Source organism: Mesorhizobium sp. L-8-3 (genome assembly GCF_016756615.1).
GTDB lineage: Bacteria > Pseudomonadota > Alphaproteobacteria > Rhizobiales > Rhizobiaceae.
The window spans coordinates 5450983-5470277 of the sequence record NZ_AP023262.1 but is presented as its reverse complement, the minus strand read 5'-3'; the positions used below and the strand labels follow the sequence as shown (position 1 = coordinate 5470277).

The following is a 19295-nucleotide window of genomic DNA, read 5'->3' as shown; positions in this document are numbered from 1 at the left end:
GGTATCAAGCCTTTCCGGCTTCTTCTTCAAGCCGTGCGATAATCTCGTCCTTCTCGAAGGTCGCGCCTTCTTCACGCAGGATCTCGGCGACGACCCCGTCGCGCGGCGCCGCCAGCGCCGTCTGCAGCTTCATGCTTTCGATGGTCACGATGGTTTCGCCCCGCTTGACGGCATCGCCGGCGGCCTTGTGGACCGAGACCACCGCTCCGGGCATCGGCGCCTTGATGTGATCCTGCGTGCTGCCGCCGCCTTCGGCTTCAGAACGGGGATCGACAATTCCGGTGAGGAAGGTGTGCCCGCCGAACCGGACGATCTGGCGATCTCCGGCATGGGCCCTGGTGAAATGGAAGGGAATGCCTGCGATCTGGATAGTCTGGCGGCCGTCGCCGGAGTTGCCGGTCAGTGAGATTTCGTGTTCCCGCCCGTCGATCCGCAGGACGAGGTGTGGCCGTCGCCGCACGATTTCGATCGTATGCGGATGGCCGTCGACCGTAAGTTTGAACGCCATCAGTTTCTCCAGTACCCGATGGTGGCGTGCGGCTCGGGCACGTCGAAGGCCATGTCGTGGAATTCGCGGAAGCCCAGCGCGGCGGCAATCAGCGCATTGTCGAGGGTCGCCGTGTCGATCTCGCCGGCGGCGAGGGCGGACGCATGCTCGGCCACAAAGCCCGTATGCAGGCTGCCGGACCGGAACGCAGGATGGTCGAGAACCCTGGCGAGGTAGTCGGTGTTCGTGGTGACGCCGAGCAGAGCGAGTTCGTGGAGAGCGGCGCCCGAACGGTCGATTGCTTCGTTGCGGTCAGCGCCATAGACGACCAGCTTGGCCAGCATCGGATCAAAATCGGCTGTGATCTTCTGCCCGTTCTGCAGGGCGTTCTCGAAGCGGATGAACGGCGCTTCGGGCACGCCGAGATATTGGATCGCGCCGGTCTCCGGCATGAAATCACGCCCCGGATCCTCGGCGCAGATACGGCACTCGATCGCGTGACCGGCGATGACGACTTCTTCCTGCGTGGCCGGCAAACCCCGCCCTGCCGCGATCTCCAGCTGGGCTCGCACGAGATCCAGCCCGGTTATCATCTCGGTCACGGGATGCTCCACCTGGAGGCGGGTGTTCATTTCGAGGAAGAAGAAACGGCCGTCCGCCCCGAGGATGAACTCGACGGTCCCGGCATTCTTGTAACGCGCGGCTGCGGCGAGCTTCACGGCCGCTGCGCAGATTTCGTCGCGCAGTTCAGGCAGAAGGCTTGCGGCCGGTGCTTCCTCGACGATCTTCTGGAAGCGGCGCTGTACCGAGCATTCGCGTTCGAAGAGGTGGATGGCGTTGCCCTGGCCGTCGCCCAGCACCTGAACCTCGATGTGGCGTGGGCGCTCGACATAGGTTTCGGCATAGACCCGGCCGTCGCCGAAATAGCGTTTGGCCTCGCTGGTGGCGATACGGGCGGCCTCCTTGAGCTCCGACGCCGAACGCACGATGTTCATGCCCTTGCCGCCGCCGCCGGCCGCGGCCTTGATCAGCAGTGGGAAGCCGATTGCCGCCGCCTGCTCGACGAAGACTTCGATGTCGCCGGTCGGCATGACCGAGGGGGCCACGGGGACGCCGTGCGCCTGCGCGAAATTGCGCGCGGAGATCTTGTCGCCCATCAGCCCTATCGTCTCGGCGTCCGGCCCGATGAAGGTGAGGCCGGCCCTGGCGATCGCTTCGGCAAAGCCGGCATTTTCGGAGAGGAATCCATAACCGGGATGAATCGCGTCGGCGCCGCAGGAAAGGGCTGCCGCGACGATCTGGTTCCCGTCCAGATGAGCGGCAACCGGTGTGTCGCCGGCAATCTCGATCGCCTCGTCGGCCATGCGCACATGGCGCGCTCCGGATTCCACGCGATGATGGATCGCAACCGACGCAATGCCCATCTCGCGCAGCGTGCGGATGACCCGGCAGGCGATCTCGCCGCGATTGGCGATGAGCACTTTCAGGAACGGGGCCGGCGCGAGCGGCGTCTCGGCGCTGGGCGCCACCACATGCCTGGTCATTTGCCGGCTCCTTGCATTGCGCCCTGTTCTTTCCAGCCGGCAAGAGGGCCGCCCGGCACCAGCCAGGCCGCGGGCACACTGACCGGCATGTCCATCAGGATCTGGGCCATCGCCTTGCCCTGCGGGTCGTGCCGCAGCGAGGCGATGCCGCCGCCGCCGAGCCCTTCGTGAAGAAGGAAGTTGAAGGCATCGAGGCCCGGCCATTCGTAACGCTCGACCTTGCCCTTGGCGAAGTGGGCGAGATAGGCACCCACCGTATCGGGTGTCAGAGCCTGCCTCAGGACGGGCACGAATTCGGGGCGCCGGGCCAGCACGCCGATATTGGCGATGTCGCCCTTGTCGCCGCTTCGGCCGTGGGCAAGCGCGACAAGGGGGACGGTCGCGATCCTCTGGTCTCCCGTTTCGTCCGGCGCCGGCAGAGACGGGGCGGTATCGGCATCGCGATCTGGCTTTTCTCCTCGCTCGGGTGATGCCGCCGGGCTGCCGAGGGAGGCTGCCACCGGAATGGTCTTGCCGTCGATCTCCACCTCGACCGGCACGCCGCCTTTCTGGGCGAGGAACGAGAACAGCCGGACGACGGGTTGCGGCTCGGGCCGGCCGCCGGCGAAGCCGGTCAGCCCCTGGGCCATTGCGGTCGCTGCCGGATAAATCTCGCGGCCGAAGATCTGCAGGGCTTCCTTGCTTGGGTGACGCACGGCGATCTTGAGCACGACCTCGCGTGATGTCCGCGCTCTGCTCGATCTGCCATAACTCGCTTCGCCGCCCAGCACCTCGATCGAGGTCTCCGAGAAGCCGGGCAGGCCGGCCTCCTGCATGAGACTTGTCGACCGGGCGAGGATCGCCTTGCCGACCGTCTCGGCCTTCTCGACCGCGTCGCGACCGGCGATCATCATGGTGACGGCGGCGCGATAGCCGTCGGCATAGGTCGCGCTTACCTTGAAGGAACCCGTCGGCGAGCGTCCCCTGGCGCCGGAGACGTGCACCCGGTCCTTGCCCGTCTGCTCCAGTTTCACCCTGGTCCAGTCGCAGGTGACATCAGGGAGCACATAGGCGGCGGGGTCGCCGACCTCGTAGACGATTTGCTCGCCGACGGTCATCGGGCTGACCAGTCCGCCGGTTCCCGCCGGCTTGGTCAGTTCGAATGTCCCGTCGGCGCGGCACTCGGCGATCGGAAAGCCCATATTGTCCCAGCCGGCCGCCGCGTCGCGCCAATCGGTGATGATGCCGCCGGTCGCCTGGGTGCCGCATTCGACGACATGGCCGGCGAGGCTGCCGGCCGATAGCAGATCATAGTCGCTTTGCTTCCAGCCGAATTCATGGATCAGCGGCCCGAGCACGATCGCCGAATCCACGCAACGCCCGGTGAGCACGATGTCGGCACCGGCGTCGAGCGCGGCAGCAATCGGGAAGGCGCCGAGATAGGCGTTCACGCTGGCGATACGCTCGGGCAGTGCCGCGCCGCTGAACATCTCACGCACGCCGTCGCGCCGATAATCCTCGATCCGTCCCGAAAGGTCGTCGCCACGCACCACGGCGATCTTGAGATCCACGCCGGCGGCCTTGAACACCGCGGCCAGGGCATCGCGGCAGGCTTCGGGATTGACACCGCCTGCATTGGTCACGACGCGAATTCGTTTGGCGGCGATCTCCCTGGCCAGCGGCTGCATGACCATGGTCACGAAATCGGTCGCATAGCCGAGGTCGGCGCGTTTGGCCTTCATCCGGGCAAGGATCGACATGGTGATCTCGGCCAGATAATCGAGCACGAGATAGTCGATGCCGCCGGCGCGTACGAGTTGGCGTGGTCCGTCGGGGCTGTCGCCCCAGAAGCCGGCGCCGCAGCCGATCCTGACGATCTCCTTCATGGCTGCCTACTCCGCCGTCCATTCAGGTTTGCGCTTGTCGTTGAAGGCCGCGAAACCTTCCCGGGCGTCCCTGGTGCGGGCCATGTTGGCGAGCATGAACTGCGCGTATTCCAGTGCGCTGTCGGTCGACATCTCGCGGATCTTGGTCAGCGCCTGCTTGCCGAGACGGATGCCGGTCGGCGACTTCGTGACGACGCGCTCCACGAGCCATTCCGTCCTTGCGTGGAGGTCTTCCGCAGGGACGGCGTAGTTGACGAAGCCATGGTCCAGCGCCTCGGTCGCGGTGATCGGTTCGCCGGTCACGCACAGCTCCATCATCGCCCGGTAGGGCACGACGCGCAGCAGGTAGGGCAGGATCATCATCGGGAACAGGCCGACCTTGACCTCGGTGACGCCCAGCAGGGCATCTTCGCGCGCCACGACCAGATCGCAGGCGCAGACCAGCCCGAAACCACCGGCGAGCGCATGGCCGTTGACGCGCGCAATCAGCGGCAGCCGGCAGGCATCCATGCGTCGCAACAGCCGCGCCACATAATGGCGGGGGTCGGCGGCATCGATGTTGAACGGCGTTCCGTCGGCCGCCGGCTGAAGGTCGCCGCCCGCGCAGAAGGCCTTGTCGCCGGTACCGGTGAGCACGATGGCGCGGATGCTCCGGTCGGCCTCGCCCTGGTCGATCCCGGCGGCGATGCCGAGCGCGACGCTTTCGTTCAGCGCGTTGCGGCGCGCCTCGCGATCGATGACGATGGTCAGCGTTGCGCCCTTGCGCTCGATGCGTACCGGTTCTGTCACTTTCGTCCCTGGCTCCGTTTTGGTGCTTGCTGCGCCCGGTCTCCGACCGTCCCGAGATATAAATGATTTCAATTCATCAGCGATGTCAACTCCTGGGAGCGGCGATAGATCGAGCTGGCTGTAGATTTCTTCATATTTGGACGAGGTTGGCCGAAACTGGCGACATCGGTCACGATTTGCGGTTGACAACCAGCATCTTTCCATTGATGAAGTGTATTCATTACAGACGCGAGGCAGAAGCGGTCGGTCGCTGTTTGCAGACGGCCGCGACCTCCTGCGGGAGGTGAGCGGATGCGGGAGGTAGATAAGTTGGACACCCACGATGCGAATCTCATGGGAGGCAATCGTGCTTCCGCATTCGATCTGGACGAGGATCAGCGCAATATCCTCGACCAGGCGGACCGCTTCGCGCGCAACGAGCTCTATCCTCTTTCCGAGCGCATGGACGCCGAGGAATGGTGGCCCGAGGACGCCTTCGCCAAGATCGGCGACAACGGCCTCTTCGGCGTGAGCATCCCGGAGAAGTATGGCGGCGCGGGCCTCGACCTGATGGCCGCCGGCCTCGTGCTGCAGGGGCTGGGGCGGTGGAACCACGCGCTGGCGCTGGGCTGGGTAGCCCACGATAATCTCTGTGCCAACAACATCTATCGCAACGGCAGCGAGGCCCAGCGCAACAAATATCTTCCCGGCCTCTGCTCTGGCCGCAAGATCGGCGCGCTCGGCCTCACCGAGCCCGGCGCAGGTTCCGACGCGCTGGGCTCCATGCGGACCACCGCCCGGCGCGAGGGCGATCATTATGTGCTGAACGGCAGCAAGATCTTCATCACCAACGGCCCGATCGCCGACGTGCTTCTGGTCTATGCCAAGACGGACAAGGAGAAGGGCGCCCACGGCATCTCGGCCTTCATCGTCGAGAAGGACTATCCCGGCTTCCGGGTGGCGCAGAAGCTTGAAAAGATGGGCTATCGCGGCAGCCAGACCGGCGAGCTGGTGTTCGACGAATGCCGCGTTCCGGCCGAGAATCTCGTCGGCGAGGAGAATCGCGGCGTCTCGATCGTGATGAGCGGCCTCGACCTGGAAAGGGCGATGATCTCGCCCCTCTGCCTCGGCATCGCTGAGCGGGCGTTGCAGCTCTCTGTCGAGTATGCGCAGACCCGGCAGCAGTTCGGCAAACCGATCGGCTCGTTCCAGATGGTGCAGTCGATGCTGGCGGAAATGTATGTGCAGGTCGAGACCATGCGCGCTCTCACATACCGGACGCTCGCGGCTGCGGCGCCGCTCGAGGTGGGCGGAGGCGGACGAGGCGACATCCACATGCTGACCGCCGCTTCGGTCATGCATGCCGCCGAAGCCTGCCATGCCGTGCTCGACAAGGCGGTCCAGGTCCATGGCGGCATGGGTTATATCTGGGAGTCCGAGATCAATCGGCTCTACCGTTCCATCAAGCTGATGGAGATCGGTGCGGGCACCACCGAGGTGCGCAAGATGATCATCTCGGGCGAACTTTTGGGGGACATGAAGCGCCATGGCTGAACCGGCAGGGGATGCGCCCGCCTACGGGCTGGGCGACGACGAACTCGCCGTCCACCCGACCGTCTATCGGGAGGGCGCCTACGCCGGAAAGACGGTCCTCATTTCCGGCGGCGCCGGCGGTATCGGCCGCGCGACGGCCTGGCTCATGGGAAGGCTCGGCGCCAGGCTGATCCTCGCCGGCCGCAGCGCCGAGAAGCTGGCCGTCGCCGTTGAGGCCATGCGGGCGAGGGGGCTCGATGTCGACGGCATGACGGTCGACATACGCGAGCCCGAGAGCGTCGCCGGCCTATATGGCCGGGTCGCGGAGGCAGGCGGCTTCGACATCCTGATCAACAGCGCCGGCGGCCAGTTCCCGCAGGCTGCGATCGACTTCTCGGTGAAGGGCTGGAATACGGTCGTCAACACCAACCTCAACGGCACCTGGCACATGATGCAGGGCGCGGCGCGGCTGTGGCGCGACGCCGGTCGGCCCGGCAGCATCGTTACCATCGTCGTGGTGACGCGGCAGGGACTGCACGGGGTCGCGCATACGATCGCAGCGCGCTCGGGCGTGGTTGGTCTCACGCAGGCGCTCGCCGTGGAATGGGCGCCGCTCGATATCCGCGTCAACTGCATCGCGCCTGGAGTGATCGAGACGCCGGGCTGGCGCGTCTACGACCCCAAGGCGCTCGAGGCCTATCCGAAATCGAACCCGATGATGCGCAACGGAACGACATGGGAGGTTGCGGAGGCCTGCGCCTATCTCGCCGGACCTGCGGCAGCCTATGTCACCGGCGAGGTGATGAACGTCGCCGGCGGCTCTCAGCTCTGGGGCGAGACGTGGACGATCGGCAAGCCCGACTATTTCAAGGGCTGACCGGCATGCCTGCCCGCGCGAGGCTATTTGAACACTGTGCCTGCGAAGACTTTCATGTAGGTGTCGACCACGAAATCCGGCGGCCGGGTGTAGCGCCCGTCGACGAAACAGAAGCGCGCGCTCAGATATTCGCGGGCGCTGAGCAGCATGTGGGTCACCACCTCGATCTCGTTAGGGTCGGTGATGCGCAGATTGCCGCGGTCGAGCTCATATTTCATCGCGCGGCGGTAACTCTCGGTCTGCTGCTGGAGGTGCCGGCGAAAGCCCTCCGGCGCCTGTACCGGTCCCTCGCTCAGGATCTTGAACAGATGCGGCGCCTGTTCGAGGAACTCGAAAAAGGCCGAGATGCGCGCGCGCTCGCGTTCCATCGCGCCGTCGGCCGCGAGCACACGCTCGCGGATGTGGGAGTGAAGCTGCCGGCTGATCGCCGGCAGGAGCTGGTCGAGAAGATCCTGGCGCGACTCGAAGTAGTTGTAGAACGTGCCTTGGGCCACACCGGCGCGATCGGTGATACGGGCAATCGACGTTCCCGCGTAGCCATATTCTCCGACGATTTCGACCGCCGCATCGAACAGCGCGTTTCGGGTCGCCTCGGCCTTCTCGGCGCGGTTGGGCCGACGTTTCGCGGGTCTGGCTAATGTCATCGTGACCGCAATATGACTGGATCTGAAAGGAATGCACGGACTGCCCAAGCTAGTGGCAGGCGAAAGCCGTGTCAATGAAATGAATTATGAGCCATGATTCATTTCGCTTTACTTCAGACGTAAATGCGGTACGCTCCATTCGTGCTCGAGGAGGAGCGTCAAGGGCTTCGACGGAGCCAGCGCCGGTGGAGGCCGGCGGCATACGACAAGCAGAGAGCCGGCGCGTGGGCCTGACGGTCCGCGAACGGTGTCGTGCGGACAGAGGGAGGAGACGATGAACCAATTTTCCGGGAAACTGCTCGCCGCGGCCTTGGCCGCGGCCTCACTTGCCGCGCCCGCGACGGCGGCTGAACTCATCATTTCGACCGGCCTCGGGCAGCCGCACATGTGGGTGGCCCACCACATGAACCCCTTCGCGGATGCGATCGAAAAGGGCAGCAACGGGAACATCACCTTCACGCGTTTCTACGCAGGCGAACTGACCTCGGTCGGGCGCGAGCTCGACGCCTTGACCAGCGGGGCGATCCAGGTCGCCGCGCCGTTGCTTGCCCCTTATCATGAAGGCCAGTTTCCGCTGTCGGACGTGACCCAGCTGCCGACCTACGGAACGGATTCGCCGATGGTCACGCGGGCCTTCCAGAAGCTTCTCGATTCCGATGTCGAGCTGAAGGACGGCAAGACTTTCTATCAGTACGAAATCGCCGACAAGGGCATCCGCGCCTGGGCGCTCGGCGCAACCGCCCCCTATTCCATTTCCACCGTGAAGAAGGTTCTCAAGGAGCCGGGGGATTTCCAGGGCGTTCCGCTGCGGGCCGGTTCGGCCATCCATACGATCGTGCTGGAAAAGCTCGGGTCGACACCGGTGACGCTGCCGGGACCGCAGGCCTATGAAGCGCTTTCGCGCGGCACGATCGAAGGGATCATCATCGCGATCTCGGACTGGCCGTCCTACTCGATCCAGCAGCTCCTTCGGCATTCGATCACTGATGTCTCGATCGGGCATTGGGAGAGCTATCTGGCGGTCAGCGACGCCATGTGGAACGGTCTCACCGACGAGCAGAAGAAGCTGTGGGACGAAACCGCACGCCGCATCGGGGCCGAGAACGCCCAGATGTGGGAAACCAATGTCGGCGTCGTGAAGGAAAAGTCGATCGCCGACGACGGCGGCTCCTTCGTTGCGGTCGGCGAGTTGTCGAAGGAAATGCAGGACCATATCGGCAAGGCCGGCGCCGAGACCTGGTTCGCCTGGATCGAGAAGACAGAGGCGAACGGCCACCCGGCCATGGCGACGGCAAAACTCTATGCGGAGCTGATCATGGCCGAAGGAGGCAAGCTGCCGGAAGGCGTGGCCGCCTATCTCGGGCTCTGACGCGCCTTGGGCGCGCCCGTTCGCGTCCGTTACCTTTCCTCGTTTCCTTTGGCCGGGACAGACCATGTCGAAAGACCTGATCATCTGGTTCGTCGCGCTCTGGTTCGTCGCATTCCTGACGCTCGGGCAGGCGGTTGCGACCGTGCTGCTCGGCGCGGGCATTGTCGGGATCCTGCTATGGACGGGCCCCGGGGTGCTCGGCGGCATCCTGGGTCAGGATATCTTCTACACGGCCTCGGCCTATACCCTCTCGATCATTCCGCTTTATCTGCTGATGGCGCAGCTTCTGTTGCGCGGGGGCGTGATCGTCGACCTGTTCCGGGTCGGGCATCGGCTTGCCGGCTATCGACGCTTCCCGCTGGGCATCGCGACGATCGTCACCGGCGGATTGCTGGGAGCCGTCTCCGGTTCCGGCACAGCCAGCGCGGCGGCGCTTGCGACGCTCGCCGGGCCCGAACTCGAGCGCGTCGGCTATACGAGGTCCTTTTCGGTCGGGCTGGCGGCGGTCTCGGGATCCCTGTCCGTGATCATCCCGCCGAGCCTGCTCATCATGATCTACGGTTCGCTGACCAGCATTCCGATCGGGCACCTGTTCATGGGCTCGGTCGGACCGGGTCTGCTGTGCGTTGCCGTCTATATCCTCTGTCTCAGGATCTTCGGCGAGATCCGGCCGGGCGCGGTCGACGGCGTTGGGGGTGACGAGCCGGAAGACCCGGCGATGCTCAGGCGTTCGTTCAGCGCATTCCTCTTCGTCATCGCGCTGATGCTCGTGGTCTTCGGCGGCATCTATGGCGGCGTGGTTACGGTCGGCGAGGCGGGAGCGATCGGCGCTTTCGCGGCCTTCGTCGGCATGATCGCGATGCGCCGCGTCGGTTTTCGCGAAATCGCCGAGGCCCTGGTCGATTCGGTCAAGGTCAGCGCCATGCTGCTGATGCTGCTGATCGGCGCGCAGATCTTCTCGCGCTTCCTGTCCTTTTCCCGCCTTCCGACCGAGATTCTCGCTTTCGTCGCGCCCTTGCTCGACCAGCCCTATCTCCTGGTGGTGATCCTGCTGGCGGGCATCTTCATCGCCGGGATGTTCATGGAGGAGGTGACGATCATCGTGCTGATGGTGCCGATCGTCCTGCCGATGATCGAAGCCGCGCAGATCGACCTCATCTGGTTCGGCGTGATGGCCTGCTTCATGATCTCGCTCGGCCTGCTGACGCCGCCGGTCGGACTGGTCGCCTTCTCGGCGGCGACGGCGGCCAGGGTTCCGGTGGGACCGGTGTTCAGACCGGTGATGATCTTTTCCTCGGTCGCCGCGGTCGTCGTCACCGCGGCGATGATGATCTTCCCTGCCGTCGTCACCTGGCTCCCCAGCCATCTCAATTGAGGCAACGTCATGCGGTTCTGGAAGCTGATCTGGCAATTCGAATGGGGCATGGCCTCGATCGGCGCCGGCCTCTGCCTGCTCGCGATGATGCTGATGACCGTCATCAGCGTCTTCGGCAGATATGTCCTGCATCTCGACCTGATACCGGGCGCCTACAACATCATCGAACGCATCCTGTTTCCGCTCATGGTGTTCTGGGCGCTGCCGACGGCGCATCGCGAAAAGACGTTTCCGCGCCTCGAGAGCTTCCCGGATGCGCTGTCGCCATTCTGGCGGACCGTTGTCTCCGCCTTCGTGCTCGCCGTGGAGATCGTGATTTACGGGATCGCGCTGTGGTTCGTGACGCGCTTCGTCTGGGGCAGCATCCAGAGCGGCAGGCCCATGCAGGTGGGCACCAATTTCTGGCCGCTCTGGCCGGTCCTTTTGATGATGCCGCTGGCCTTCGCGCTGATGCTTCTGGAAATGGCCCGGCTCCTGGCCGCCGATGTGCGGATCCTCGTCGCCACAACGACAAAAATGAAGAATGAATCATAGTTCATTTTTGTTGACAGTGGCTGATTGCCGGAACACAATTTGCCAGTTGGACACGACAGGAGGAAACGTGGCGACCTTTGATCCTTTCGATGGCGAGACCGTGCGGGCCCGGCTCGCCGGCTTCCTTCGGAACCAGATCGGTGGTGCCGTCACGGTGGGGCCGCTTCGCCGCTTCACCGTCGGATTCTCCTGGGTGACCTACGGATTTCGCGCAAGCTGGGATGATGGCGAGAGGCTCGTCGAGCGCGATCTCATCCTGCGCGTCGGGCCGCCCAACGGGATCTTCGCTCCATACAAGGCCTCGCCGGAATTCCTTACTTTGAACGCGTTGCAGGGCAGCGGCGTCCCGGTGCCAAAGGTCTATTGGTACCGCGACGAGAGCGACGTGCTCGGTGCGCCCTTCTTCGTCTGCGACCTGGTCGCCGGCGAAGCGCCGATCCCCTGGACCCACGATGGCGGCCCCGCCTTCGACGATCGCAGGCGCGAGGATCTCGGCGGCCAGTTCGTCGAGGCTCTCGCGTCGCTCCACAATTTCGACTGGCGGGGGACGCCGGTCGCCGGTATCGACGGCTCGACCGACGTCAATCGCACGGCCTCCGATCAGATCGGCCTCTGGGAAGGCTTGCTGCGCCGTTGGTCGCCGCGTCGTGTCCCCATGCTGGAAATGGCTGCGATCTGGCTGCGCGACAACGCGCCCGTCGCCCCCAGGATCGCCATCGTGCATGGCGACTTCCGCATCGGAAACTTCCTTGAAGCCGACGGCCGCATCACGGCCATGCTCGACTGGGAACTGGTGCGGCTCGGCGACCCGATCGAGGACCTCGGCTGGATCTGCCTGCAGGCCTGGCGCGGTCGCTCGCCTCATATGTGCCATTTCTTCCCGCGCGAGGAACTGCGCGACCGCTATGCCGCATTGACCGGCATCGACGTCAGCCTGTCGGCGATCCGCTACTGGGAGGCCTTCGGCACCTACAAGCTGGCGGTCATGCACTACGGGGCGACACACTGCTTCGCCGAGCGCGGTTTCAACGATCTGCGCATGGCCGGCATGGGCGCCCAGATTCCGCGCATGCTCCTGCAACTGGAAACGGCCATGGAGCGCGCTGCATGAACATTCCCTTGGAGCGGCTGATCGAAGGCATCGTGGCGACGCTGCGGGCAGATGTGATCCCGAACGTAACCGACGGATATGCGCGCGGCCAGGCGGTCGGCGTCATCGACCTGCTCAACAATATCGGGCCACGCATCGAATGGGCGCGTGAGCCGATCCTGGAGGCGGTGTCGGAGAAGACCGCACTGTTGCGCAGCGTCGGCGAACTCATGCCCGAGTTCCCCTCTGCCTCGGCGGGAACGCCGCCCGCGACGATGTCGACCGGCGCGCTTCAGGCAGAGCGAGACAGGCTCGACGCGGCGATCGGCGACGTGCTTTGCGCCATCCACGACGGCTGTGGCGAAGGCGAGGCCCGGCGGCAGGCGCTCGGCCTTTTGAAGCAGCACATCCACGACGATGTGGCCCGCGAGATGAAGCTTACGCGCAAGCCGCTCTTTGCCGAGATTGCCAGCGGCACGGACGCAAAGACGGCGCGATAGCGTTTTTCGAGGCCCAGAGAGGGGCCGGGAGGTCAGGAATGGGGTATCACGTCGATCCTCGCATGCCGAAGCCCGAGCAGTGCATCCAGCGCTACATGATCGAGCGCTGGGCGGCCGAGCAGCCCGACAAGATCTTCGCGATCTTCCCGGACGGCCGGCAATGGACCTATGCGGAAATGCAGCGCATCGCGATCCGCACCGCCAATGCGCTTCGCAAGCTCGGCGTAAGGCAGGGCGAGCGCGTCCTGGTATGGCTGCCCAACGGGCCCGATTGTTTGCGCATCTGGTTCGGTCTCAACTATCTCGGCGCGGTCTTCGTGCCGCTCAATCTCGCCTATAAGGGAACCCTGCTGCAGCACGCCATCGGGCTCGCCGAGACCCGTCTCGCCATAGTCCACGCCGATCTGCATCGCAGGCTCGCCGACATCGACAGGAAGACGCTGCGCGAGATCGTGGTGCTGGGCGGCCAGGCCGAACCGGTGGGCGACCTCGTCCTGCACCCGGCCGGCGCCATGGAATCGGATGACGAAACGCCGCCCGCGCTCGATCGCGAGATCGCGCCCTGGGACCTGCAGTCGATCATCTTCACCTCCGGCACCACCGGCCCGTCCAAGGGCGTGCTGTCGTCCTATGTCCATCTCTACAGCATGGCGGTCTCCGCGCCGTTCCTGTCCGGTGACGACCGTTACATGGTGAACCTGCCCATGTTCCATTCGGGCGGGGTGATGCCTGTCACCGCCATGCTGATTCATGGCGGCTCGATATCGATGGTCGACGCCTTCGATACGGAGTCCTTCTGGCCGACCGTGCGCAAGACCGGCATCACGACCACGATCCTGCTCGGCGTGATGGGCGGTTTCCTGCTGAAGCGTCCGCCGCGTCCGGACGACAAGACACACACGCTGCGCACCTGCACCTACGTGCCGCTCAACGACACCGCGCCGCAGTTCCATGCCCGCTTCGGTACGGACATCCACACCCATTTCAACATGACCGAGATATCGATGCCGATCGTGTCCGAGGCCAACCCGACCGCGCTTGGCAGCGCCGGTCGGCCGCGCAAGGGCGTCGATGTGAGGATCGTCGACGAGAACGACTGCGAGGTGCCGATCGGCGCCGTAGGCGAGATGGTGGTGCGCACCGATTGCCCCTGGGCGATGAACCATGGCTATGCCGGCAATCCGGAAGCGACGGCGGCGGCCTGGCGCAACGGCTGGTTCCATACCGGCGACGGTTTCCGCCGCGACGCCGAAGGCAATTTCTACTTCGTCGACCGTCTGAAGGATGCGATCCGCCGCCGCGGCGAGAACATCTCGTCCTTCGAGGTCGAATCCGAAGTGCTGGCCTTCCCGGCCATTCGCGAGGCGGCGGCAGTCGCCGTGAAGAGCGAGATCGCGGAGGACGAGGTCATGGCGGTCGTGGCCTTGCGCGGCGGCGAGGCTTTCGACCCTGCCGATCTCATCGAGTTCCTGCGGCCGCGTATGGCCCACTTCATGATCCCGCGCTACGTGCGCGTGGTCGATGCCCTGCCGCGAACGCCGACAGCCAAGATCGAGAAGGTCAAGCTTCGCGTTGAGGGCCTGACGCCTGACACATGGGACCGCGATGCCGCCGGCATCGTGGTGAAGCGCGAGAAGATCGGCGGCGCCTGACGGCGCCGGCGTGCCGACCGCCGAAGGGCGCGGTGCGGGGAATGAACAATGTCAAAGCGACGCTGGAAGCGTCCGGAAGGGCGCGCGGCGCCGCAGGCGAGGAGCATCGATGTTCGCAGAGCTTTCGGATCGGGCCAGGGCGCTCAGGGAGCGGCTCGAGACCTTCATGGCAGAACATGTCTATCCCAACGAGCACGCGCTCCTGGCGCCGTCGCGCGAGGGTAAGGACAAATGGGCTCCGCGTCCGCTGCTTGGCGAGTTGCAGGCGAAGGCGCGGGCGCAGGGACTGTGGAACCTCTTCTACAATCACGGCTCCGAAGGGCAGGGCCTTTCCAACTACGAATACGGCCATCTGTGCGAGGTGCTCGGCCGGTCCCTCGCCGCGCCGGAGATCTTCAACTGCAACGCGCCAGATGTCGGAAATATGGAGATCCTGTCGATCTACGGGACTGACATGCAGAAAGAGCGCTGGCTGAAGCCGTTGCTCGAGGCCGAAATCCGTTCCTGCTTCGCCATGACCGAGCCCAGGGTCGCTTCGTCGGACGCGACCAATATCGAGACGGAGATCCGGCGCGACGGCGACCACTATGTGATCAACGGCCGCAAATGGTGGGTCACCGGCGCGCCGTCGGAGCGCTGCAAGGTGGCGATCGTGATGGGCAAAAGCGACCCGTCCGCGCCAAAACACAAGCAGCAGTCGATGGTCCTGGTGCCGATGGACGCGCCAGGGGTCACGGTGGAGCGGGCGCTGTCGGTCTACGGATACGAGCACGCGCCGCTCGGCCATGGCGAGGTGGTGTTCAGGGATGTGCGTATCCCGGCCGGGAACATGCTGCTCGGCGAGGGGCGCGGCTTCGAGATCGCGCAAGGCAGGCTCGGCCCCGGCCGCATACACCACTGCATGCGTTTCATCGGGCTCGCCGAGCGGGCGCTGGAGATCATGTGCAAGCGTTCGGCATCGCGGACGGCCTTCGGCTCGACGCTGGCCGAGATGGGGGCGGTGCGCCAGGCGATCGGCCAGTCGCGTTGCGACATCGAGCAGGGCCGCCTGATGACGCTGAAGGCGGCCTGGATGATGGACACGATCGGCAACAAGGCCGCCCGGAACGACATCGCGATCGCCAAGATCGTGGTGCCGACGATGGCCGGAGCGGTGATCGACCGCGCGATCCAGGTGCATGGCGGCGGCGGGCTGAGCCAGGACTTCTTCCTTGCCGAAGCCTTCGCGGAGACACGCTTCCTGCGAATTGGCGACGGACCGGACGAGGTCCACCGCGAGGCGCTTGCCCGTGTCGAACTGGCTCGCTACGCTTGATGAAAGTAAGTGAAAACAAGGCTTTGATCATGAACTCTCTAGAACAAGGTGTGAAGCTGGTAACGCCAGGGCGGACGATCGGCGAGGGGGATGTCAACCTCTTTGCCGGACTGGTGGGCGACTTCACGCCCGTCCATGTGGACGAAGTCTTCGCCAGGACGACGCCTCACGGCACGCGTATCGCGCATGGGCCGTTGGGGATGGCCACGGCGATCGGGATGCTCACCCATACCGGCATATTGGGAGAGCGGGTCATCGGCCTGGTCAACCTGAACTGGGATTTTTCGGGGCCAGTGAAGCTCGGCGACACGATCCGGTCGCGCGTGACGGTCGAGGAGTTGCGGCCGACGTCGAAGCCCGGCCGCAACCTGGCGACCTTCGTGCTGGAGGTCGTCAATCAAAACGAAGAGGTCGTGCAGCGCGGCCGCATGAAGGTGGTGGTTCGCGCCGACTGAGCGCATGGCCAGCAGGAGGGATCAGACCATGGCGAAGAAGTTCGTGATGCGACCCGAGGACGAGCTGATGCATCAGCCCGACGGGTCGAGCAATTTCAATGAAAGCGTCTACACAAACGGCTTCAACACGGCCTCTCCCGTGGGCGGCTGGATGCGTCTCGGCAACCGCGTCAACGAGGGTTATGCGGAACTGTCGGTCTGTCTTTATCTGCCCGACGGCCGCATCGCCTGCCAGTTCCAGCGCCCGGCGATCGCCAGCAATGAGCGTTTCGACGCTGGCGGCCTTTCCTATTCGGTGATCGAGCCTTTCAGAAAAGTGTCGATGCGCTTTGCCGGCGAACTGATCATCGTCGATGATCCCGAGGCCTTGCGTGAACCGCAGACGCTGTTCGCGTCGGGGCCGAGGCTGCCGGGCGAGGTCGCCTGGGTGCATGAGGCGGAATCGCCGATCCATGGCGGTGAACCCGTCGACGAAACCGTACAGACGATGTACGGCCGCGACTTCTCGTTCGGCCATTTCAACCAGCATGGGCGAGTTCGGGGCGACATCCGGGTCGGTCATGAAAGCTGGCCGATCGACGGCCGCGGCTGGCGCGATCACTCCTGGGGCCCGCGCTATTGGCAGGCGATTTTCTACTACCGCCTGTTCATCGCCAATTTCGCCAATGGCGATGGCTTCATGCTGCTCAAGATCACCGACAAGAACGGCGTCTCTCGCCGCCAGGGCGTGCTTCTGGTCGACGGCGACTATGAGGAGGTCGTCGATATGGATGTTTCGACCGAGTGGACGCAGGCGCAGGACCCTGCGCGTCTGGTGCTGGGCGTGAGAACCGCAAAGCGGAAGGCGAGGATCACCGGCGAAATCATCAAGCTCGCTCCGCTGCGCAACCGGCGCAAGGCCGATGGCGAGATACTCGTGTCGCGCATCGCGGAAGGCTTCACTCGCTTCGAATGGGACAACCGGCAGGGGTACGGAATGACCGAATATATCGAGCGGATCGAGGACGGGAAGCTTGCTGGCTACCCGCTCTAAATGGACGGAGCCAGGCGCTCGAGGCGGGCGGTGACGCTTTCCAGGCGCGACAAGGTGTCGGAGACAGGATCATGGAGCGGCTGGCGATCCACGACGAGGCCCCGATAGACGATGTCGGTGATGCCATCGGCCGTCGTGTCGAGCTCGAAGTCGCCTTCGTTGCGGAGGAATGCCCAGGTGCGATGTTCGATGCAGCCATAGACCATGTCGCGGACGAGCGACGGCGAGATGTCGGTGCGCAACTCGCCTTCGGCCACACCTGCCTTAACCACGTCGATGATGCGGTACGTATAGGCCTGGTTGAGCTGGAAGAGTCGCGTCGAACGGTAGTCCGGATCGGGCCGAAGCTCCTGGAAGACCAAACGGCTCAGCGCCGGCTCGCGCCGGATCGACGCCAGGTGATGATGGATGATGAAGCGGATCCGGTTCCATGTGCCGCGCACGCCGGCGAACTGCTCGTCGTCGCTGGCGATCATCTCCTCGTACCAATGCTCGACGACCCTGACCAGAAGGTCCCGCTTGTTGGTGAAGAAGCGATAGATGCTGCCTTCCACGACGCCGGCCCGCTCGGCGATGTCCGAGATCAGCGCGTCATTGTAGCCCTTCTCGGTGAACACCGCGCGGGCGGCAAGCATGATATCGGCTATCCGACGCTCGGCCGGCAGGCGATTGACCTGCCGCCTTGTGCCCGTCTGCGCCATGAGACGTCTCCTGTTCGCCATTCTGGTGCCGGCTCGCGTGAAGCGAGCGCCTATGTCCTTCCTAGGATTCGGCGACCGTCTTCGCAAGTCGGGCCGAATCCTCGCGTCCCTCATCGTGATCCATATACCGCAGGTTGCGCAGAGCTGCCCTGGAAAAGAGAGCAGATGCGTGAAGCTCGATCTTCGGCGGCGAAGAGTTCGGCCAAGCGAAGACAAGCCCTTGGGCGACAGGGCTCCCGGGTCGCAGGAGCGCGGAGCCATACAACCTCGGGCTCGGACCTTGGATGACCGTTGGTGAATTACATTCATTTTATGCACGATGTCCTGTGGTTCATCCTTTGTTGGGTTCCGACGCCATTTTCAAGCCTTGCATGGAATTTTTGCTTTTGCCGGACGCTGTATTGTCGTTGACAAATCTACCTCGTAGTGAACATAATTCATTTAATGATGCCCCGGCGCCTGTGGTGGCATGGGGCTGCGGTCTCGGGAGGAGAGCGCCGTCATGATCCATCGCCTGAACCAGGAGCGCATCGTCCTGCTTATCGCAGCGGCGCTGTTCCTGTTCTTCTCGGTTTCGCTCAATGGGTTTCTCGACCCGGGGAACCTGTTGTCGCTGGTCCAGAACGTCTCCATCCTGGGTATCCTGGGTGTCGGTATGGCGCTGGCCATCATCGGGCGGGGCATCGACCTTTCGATGGTCGCCACGATGGCGCTCTCGGTCGCCTGGCTGCTCGACATGCTCAACAACGGCGCGCCCATCCCGGTCGCCCTTCTTTGGGCGCTGGGTTTCGTCATCCTCGTCGGGCTGATCAACGGCGTGCTCGTCGCCTATGTCGAGATCCCGGCGATCTTCGCCACCCTGGCCGTGGGCATCCTCGTCTACGGCTTCGGCAAGACATGGCTCGTCAATGTCGACGTGGTCTACCTGCCGGCGGGAGACGGCTGGTTCTATCGTATCGGCAGCGGCCGCATCCTCGGGGTCCCGACTTCGGTCGTCATATTCGCGGCGATCGCGCTGATGGCCTTTCTGTTCCTGCGCTATCTGAAGCCGGGCCGCTTCATCTACGGCATGGGCGACAATCCGCTGGCGGCACGTATCACGGGTATCCCCGTGCGGCCGATGATGGTGGTGCAATATGTGCTGATCGCCGTGATCGCCTTCGTGGCCGGCATCGTCACCGCGACCGCGGTTTCCAGCATGAACACACGTGTCGCCCTGTCGACCCAGGTCTACGACGTCATCCTCGTGGTCGTGCTCGGCGGCATCGGCCTTTCTGGCGGCAAGGGCGGCATCCGCAATGTGATCGTCGGCACGCTGCTCATCGGCATCCTGCTCAACGGCATGACGATCATGAACCTCACCTACACCATGCAGAACATCCTGAAGAGCGTGATCCTGCTCGCCGCGATCGTGATCGACACGCTTCTCAATCCCCGGGACGAACAGACGGCGCAGCATGGGGATATCTGATCGGCGCAGCCGTATCTCTGATCGGCGCAGCCGTATCTGACCCGCCGCGGCCGTGGAGGAACGGCCGCGCCAGTAAGGACCA

General features: G+C 64.4%; 18 protein-coding genes. 12 read left to right on the top strand and 6 right to left on the bottom strand.

The window, feature by feature from the left end:
* Positions 1–4: 4 nt before the first annotated feature.
* The 4 genes from JN302_RS25385 to JN302_RS25370 are packed head-to-tail and all read right to left on the bottom strand — an operon-like array spanning position 5 to position 4685.
* On the bottom strand, positions 5–508 hold the full coding sequence (locus JN302_RS25385; protein ID WP_202329561.1) for an acetyl-CoA carboxylase biotin carboxyl carrier protein subunit: 504 nt from the start codon (positions 506–508) through the stop codon (positions 5–7).
* Positions 508–2031, bottom strand: a complete 1524-nt coding sequence (locus JN302_RS25380) for an acetyl-CoA carboxylase biotin carboxylase subunit (RefSeq protein ID WP_202329560.1) — start codon at positions 2029–2031, stop codon at positions 508–510. Before JN302_RS25380 ends, JN302_RS25385 begins: the two co-directional genes overlap by 1 nt.
* Complete coding sequence (locus JN302_RS25375) at positions 2028–3896, bottom strand: acyclic terpene utilization AtuA family protein (RefSeq protein WP_202329559.1); 1869 nt, start codon at positions 3894–3896, stop codon at positions 2028–2030. The genes JN302_RS25380 and JN302_RS25375 overlap by 4 nt, the downstream gene beginning before the upstream one ends.
* Before the next feature lie 6 nt (positions 3897–3902).
* Complete coding sequence (locus JN302_RS25370) at positions 3903–4685, bottom strand: enoyl-CoA hydratase-related protein (protein WP_202329558.1); 783 nt, start codon at positions 4683–4685, stop codon at positions 3903–3905.
* A gap of 309 nt (positions 4686–4994) precedes the next feature.
* Between JN302_RS25370 and JN302_RS25365 the strand changes: the two genes are divergently transcribed.
* Both JN302_RS25365 and JN302_RS25360 read left to right on the top strand, forming a co-directional pair.
* Complete coding sequence (locus JN302_RS25365) at positions 4995–6218, top strand: acyl-CoA dehydrogenase family protein (RefSeq protein ID WP_202329557.1); 1224 nt, start codon at positions 4995–4997, stop codon at positions 6216–6218.
* Complete coding sequence (locus JN302_RS25360; protein ID WP_202329556.1) at positions 6211–7074, top strand: SDR family oxidoreductase; 864 nt, start codon at positions 6211–6213, stop codon at positions 7072–7074. The genes JN302_RS25365 and JN302_RS25360 overlap by 8 nt, the downstream gene beginning before the upstream one ends.
* Before the next feature lie 23 nt (positions 7075–7097).
* Here the strand turns inward: JN302_RS25360 and JN302_RS25355 are convergent, their stop codons facing one another.
* Entirely contained in the window at positions 7098–7718 is a 621-nt protein-coding gene (locus JN302_RS25355) for a TetR/AcrR family transcriptional regulator (RefSeq protein WP_202329555.1), read from the bottom strand.
* 274 nt (positions 7719–7992) lie between these two features.
* Here JN302_RS25355 and JN302_RS25350 point away from each other — a divergent pair, with 274 nt between their 5' ends.
* The 9 genes from JN302_RS25350 (at position 7993) to JN302_RS25310 (ending at position 17041) form a co-directional block, all read left to right on the top strand.
* Positions 7993–9087, top strand: a complete 1095-nt coding sequence (locus JN302_RS25350; RefSeq protein WP_202329554.1) for a hypothetical protein — start codon at positions 7993–7995, stop codon at positions 9085–9087.
* Positions 9088–9151: 64 nt separating this feature from the next.
* Positions 9152–10462, top strand: a complete 1311-nt coding sequence (locus tag JN302_RS25345; RefSeq protein ID WP_202306692.1) for a TRAP transporter large permease — start codon at positions 9152–9154, stop codon at positions 10460–10462.
* Between the two features lie 9 nt (positions 10463–10471).
* A complete protein-coding gene (locus JN302_RS25340) occupies positions 10472–10996 on the top strand; it encodes a TRAP transporter small permease (protein ID WP_202329553.1) in 525 nt (174 codons plus the stop codon).
* Between the two features lie 67 nt (positions 10997–11063).
* Positions 11064–12107, top strand: coding sequence for a phosphotransferase family protein (locus tag JN302_RS25335; RefSeq protein ID WP_202329552.1), 1044 nt, complete (start codon positions 11064–11066; stop codon positions 12105–12107).
* Positions 12104–12586: a hypothetical protein gene (locus tag JN302_RS25330; protein ID WP_202306688.1), complete on the top strand. Its 483-nt coding sequence runs from the start codon at positions 12104–12106 to the stop codon at positions 12584–12586. Before JN302_RS25335 ends, JN302_RS25330 begins: the two co-directional genes overlap by 4 nt.
* A 38-nt stretch (positions 12587–12624) precedes the next feature.
* A complete protein-coding gene (locus JN302_RS25325; RefSeq protein WP_202329551.1) occupies positions 12625–14238 on the top strand; it encodes an AMP-binding protein in 1614 nt (537 codons plus the stop codon).
* A 109-nt stretch (positions 14239–14347) separates the two neighbouring features.
* The gene (locus JN302_RS25320; RefSeq protein WP_202329550.1) at positions 14348–15553 is read left to right on the top strand and encodes an acyl-CoA dehydrogenase family protein; all 1206 of its coding nucleotides are present in this window, start codon (positions 14348–14350) and stop codon (positions 15551–15553) included.
* 29 nt (positions 15554–15582) lie between these two features.
* Complete coding sequence (locus tag JN302_RS25315) at positions 15583–16008, top strand: MaoC family dehydratase (RefSeq protein ID WP_202306685.1); 426 nt, start codon at positions 15583–15585, stop codon at positions 16006–16008.
* A gap of 28 nt (positions 16009–16036) precedes the next feature.
* Positions 16037–17041, top strand: a complete 1005-nt coding sequence (locus JN302_RS25310) for a DUF7064 domain-containing protein (protein ID WP_202329549.1) — start codon at positions 16037–16039, stop codon at positions 17039–17041.
* Here JN302_RS25310 and JN302_RS25305 read toward each other — a convergent pair.
* Complete coding sequence (locus JN302_RS25305; RefSeq protein WP_202329548.1) at positions 17038–17742, bottom strand: TetR/AcrR family transcriptional regulator; 705 nt, start codon at positions 17740–17742, stop codon at positions 17038–17040. The genes JN302_RS25310 and JN302_RS25305 overlap by 4 nt on opposite strands.
* Positions 17743–18244: 502 nt before the next feature.
* On the opposite strand from JN302_RS25305, the gene JN302_RS25300 reads away from it, so the two are divergent.
* Entirely contained in the window at positions 18245–19213 is a 969-nt protein-coding gene (locus JN302_RS25300; protein WP_244742101.1) for an ABC transporter permease, read from the top strand.
* The last annotated feature ends 82 nt before the right edge of the window (positions 19214–19295 follow it).

Coding starts and splice junctions, on each gene's coding strand:
- JN302_RS25385 (WP_202329561.1), bottom strand. CDS start 508: ATGGCGTTCAAACTTACGGTCGACGGCCATCCGCATACGATCGAAATC.
- JN302_RS25380 (WP_202329560.1), bottom strand. CDS start 2,031: ATGACCAGGCATGTGGTGGCGCCCAGCGCCGAGACGCCGCTCGCGCCG.
- JN302_RS25375 (WP_202329559.1), bottom strand. CDS start 3,896: ATGAAGGAGATCGTCAGGATCGGCTGCGGCGCCGGCTTCTGGGGCGAC.
- JN302_RS25360 (WP_202329556.1), top strand. CDS start 6,211: ATGGCTGAACCGGCAGGGGATGCGCCCGCCTACGGGCTGGGCGACGAC.
- JN302_RS25355 (WP_202329555.1), bottom strand. CDS start 7,718: ATGACATTAGCCAGACCCGCGAAACGTCGGCCCAACCGCGCCGAGAAG.
- JN302_RS25350 (WP_202329554.1), top strand. CDS start 7,993: ATGAACCAATTTTCCGGGAAACTGCTCGCCGCGGCCTTGGCCGCGGCC.
- JN302_RS25345 (WP_202306692.1), top strand. CDS start 9,152: ATGTCGAAAGACCTGATCATCTGGTTCGTCGCGCTCTGGTTCGTCGCA.
- JN302_RS25340 (WP_202329553.1), top strand. CDS start 10,472: ATGCGGTTCTGGAAGCTGATCTGGCAATTCGAATGGGGCATGGCCTCG.
- JN302_RS25330 (WP_202306688.1), top strand. CDS start 12,104: ATGAACATTCCCTTGGAGCGGCTGATCGAAGGCATCGTGGCGACGCTG.
- JN302_RS25325 (WP_202329551.1), top strand. CDS start 12,625: ATGGGGTATCACGTCGATCCTCGCATGCCGAAGCCCGAGCAGTGCATC.
- JN302_RS25320 (WP_202329550.1), top strand. CDS start 14,348: ATGTTCGCAGAGCTTTCGGATCGGGCCAGGGCGCTCAGGGAGCGGCTC.
- JN302_RS25315 (WP_202306685.1), top strand. CDS start 15,583: ATGAACTCTCTAGAACAAGGTGTGAAGCTGGTAACGCCAGGGCGGACG.
- JN302_RS25310 (WP_202329549.1), top strand. CDS start 16,037: ATGGCGAAGAAGTTCGTGATGCGACCCGAGGACGAGCTGATGCATCAG.
- JN302_RS25305 (WP_202329548.1), bottom strand. CDS start 17,742: ATGGCGCAGACGGGCACAAGGCGGCAGGTCAATCGCCTGCCGGCCGAG.
- JN302_RS25300 (WP_244742101.1), top strand. CDS start 18,245: ATGATCCATCGCCTGAACCAGGAGCGCATCGTCCTGCTTATCGCAGCG.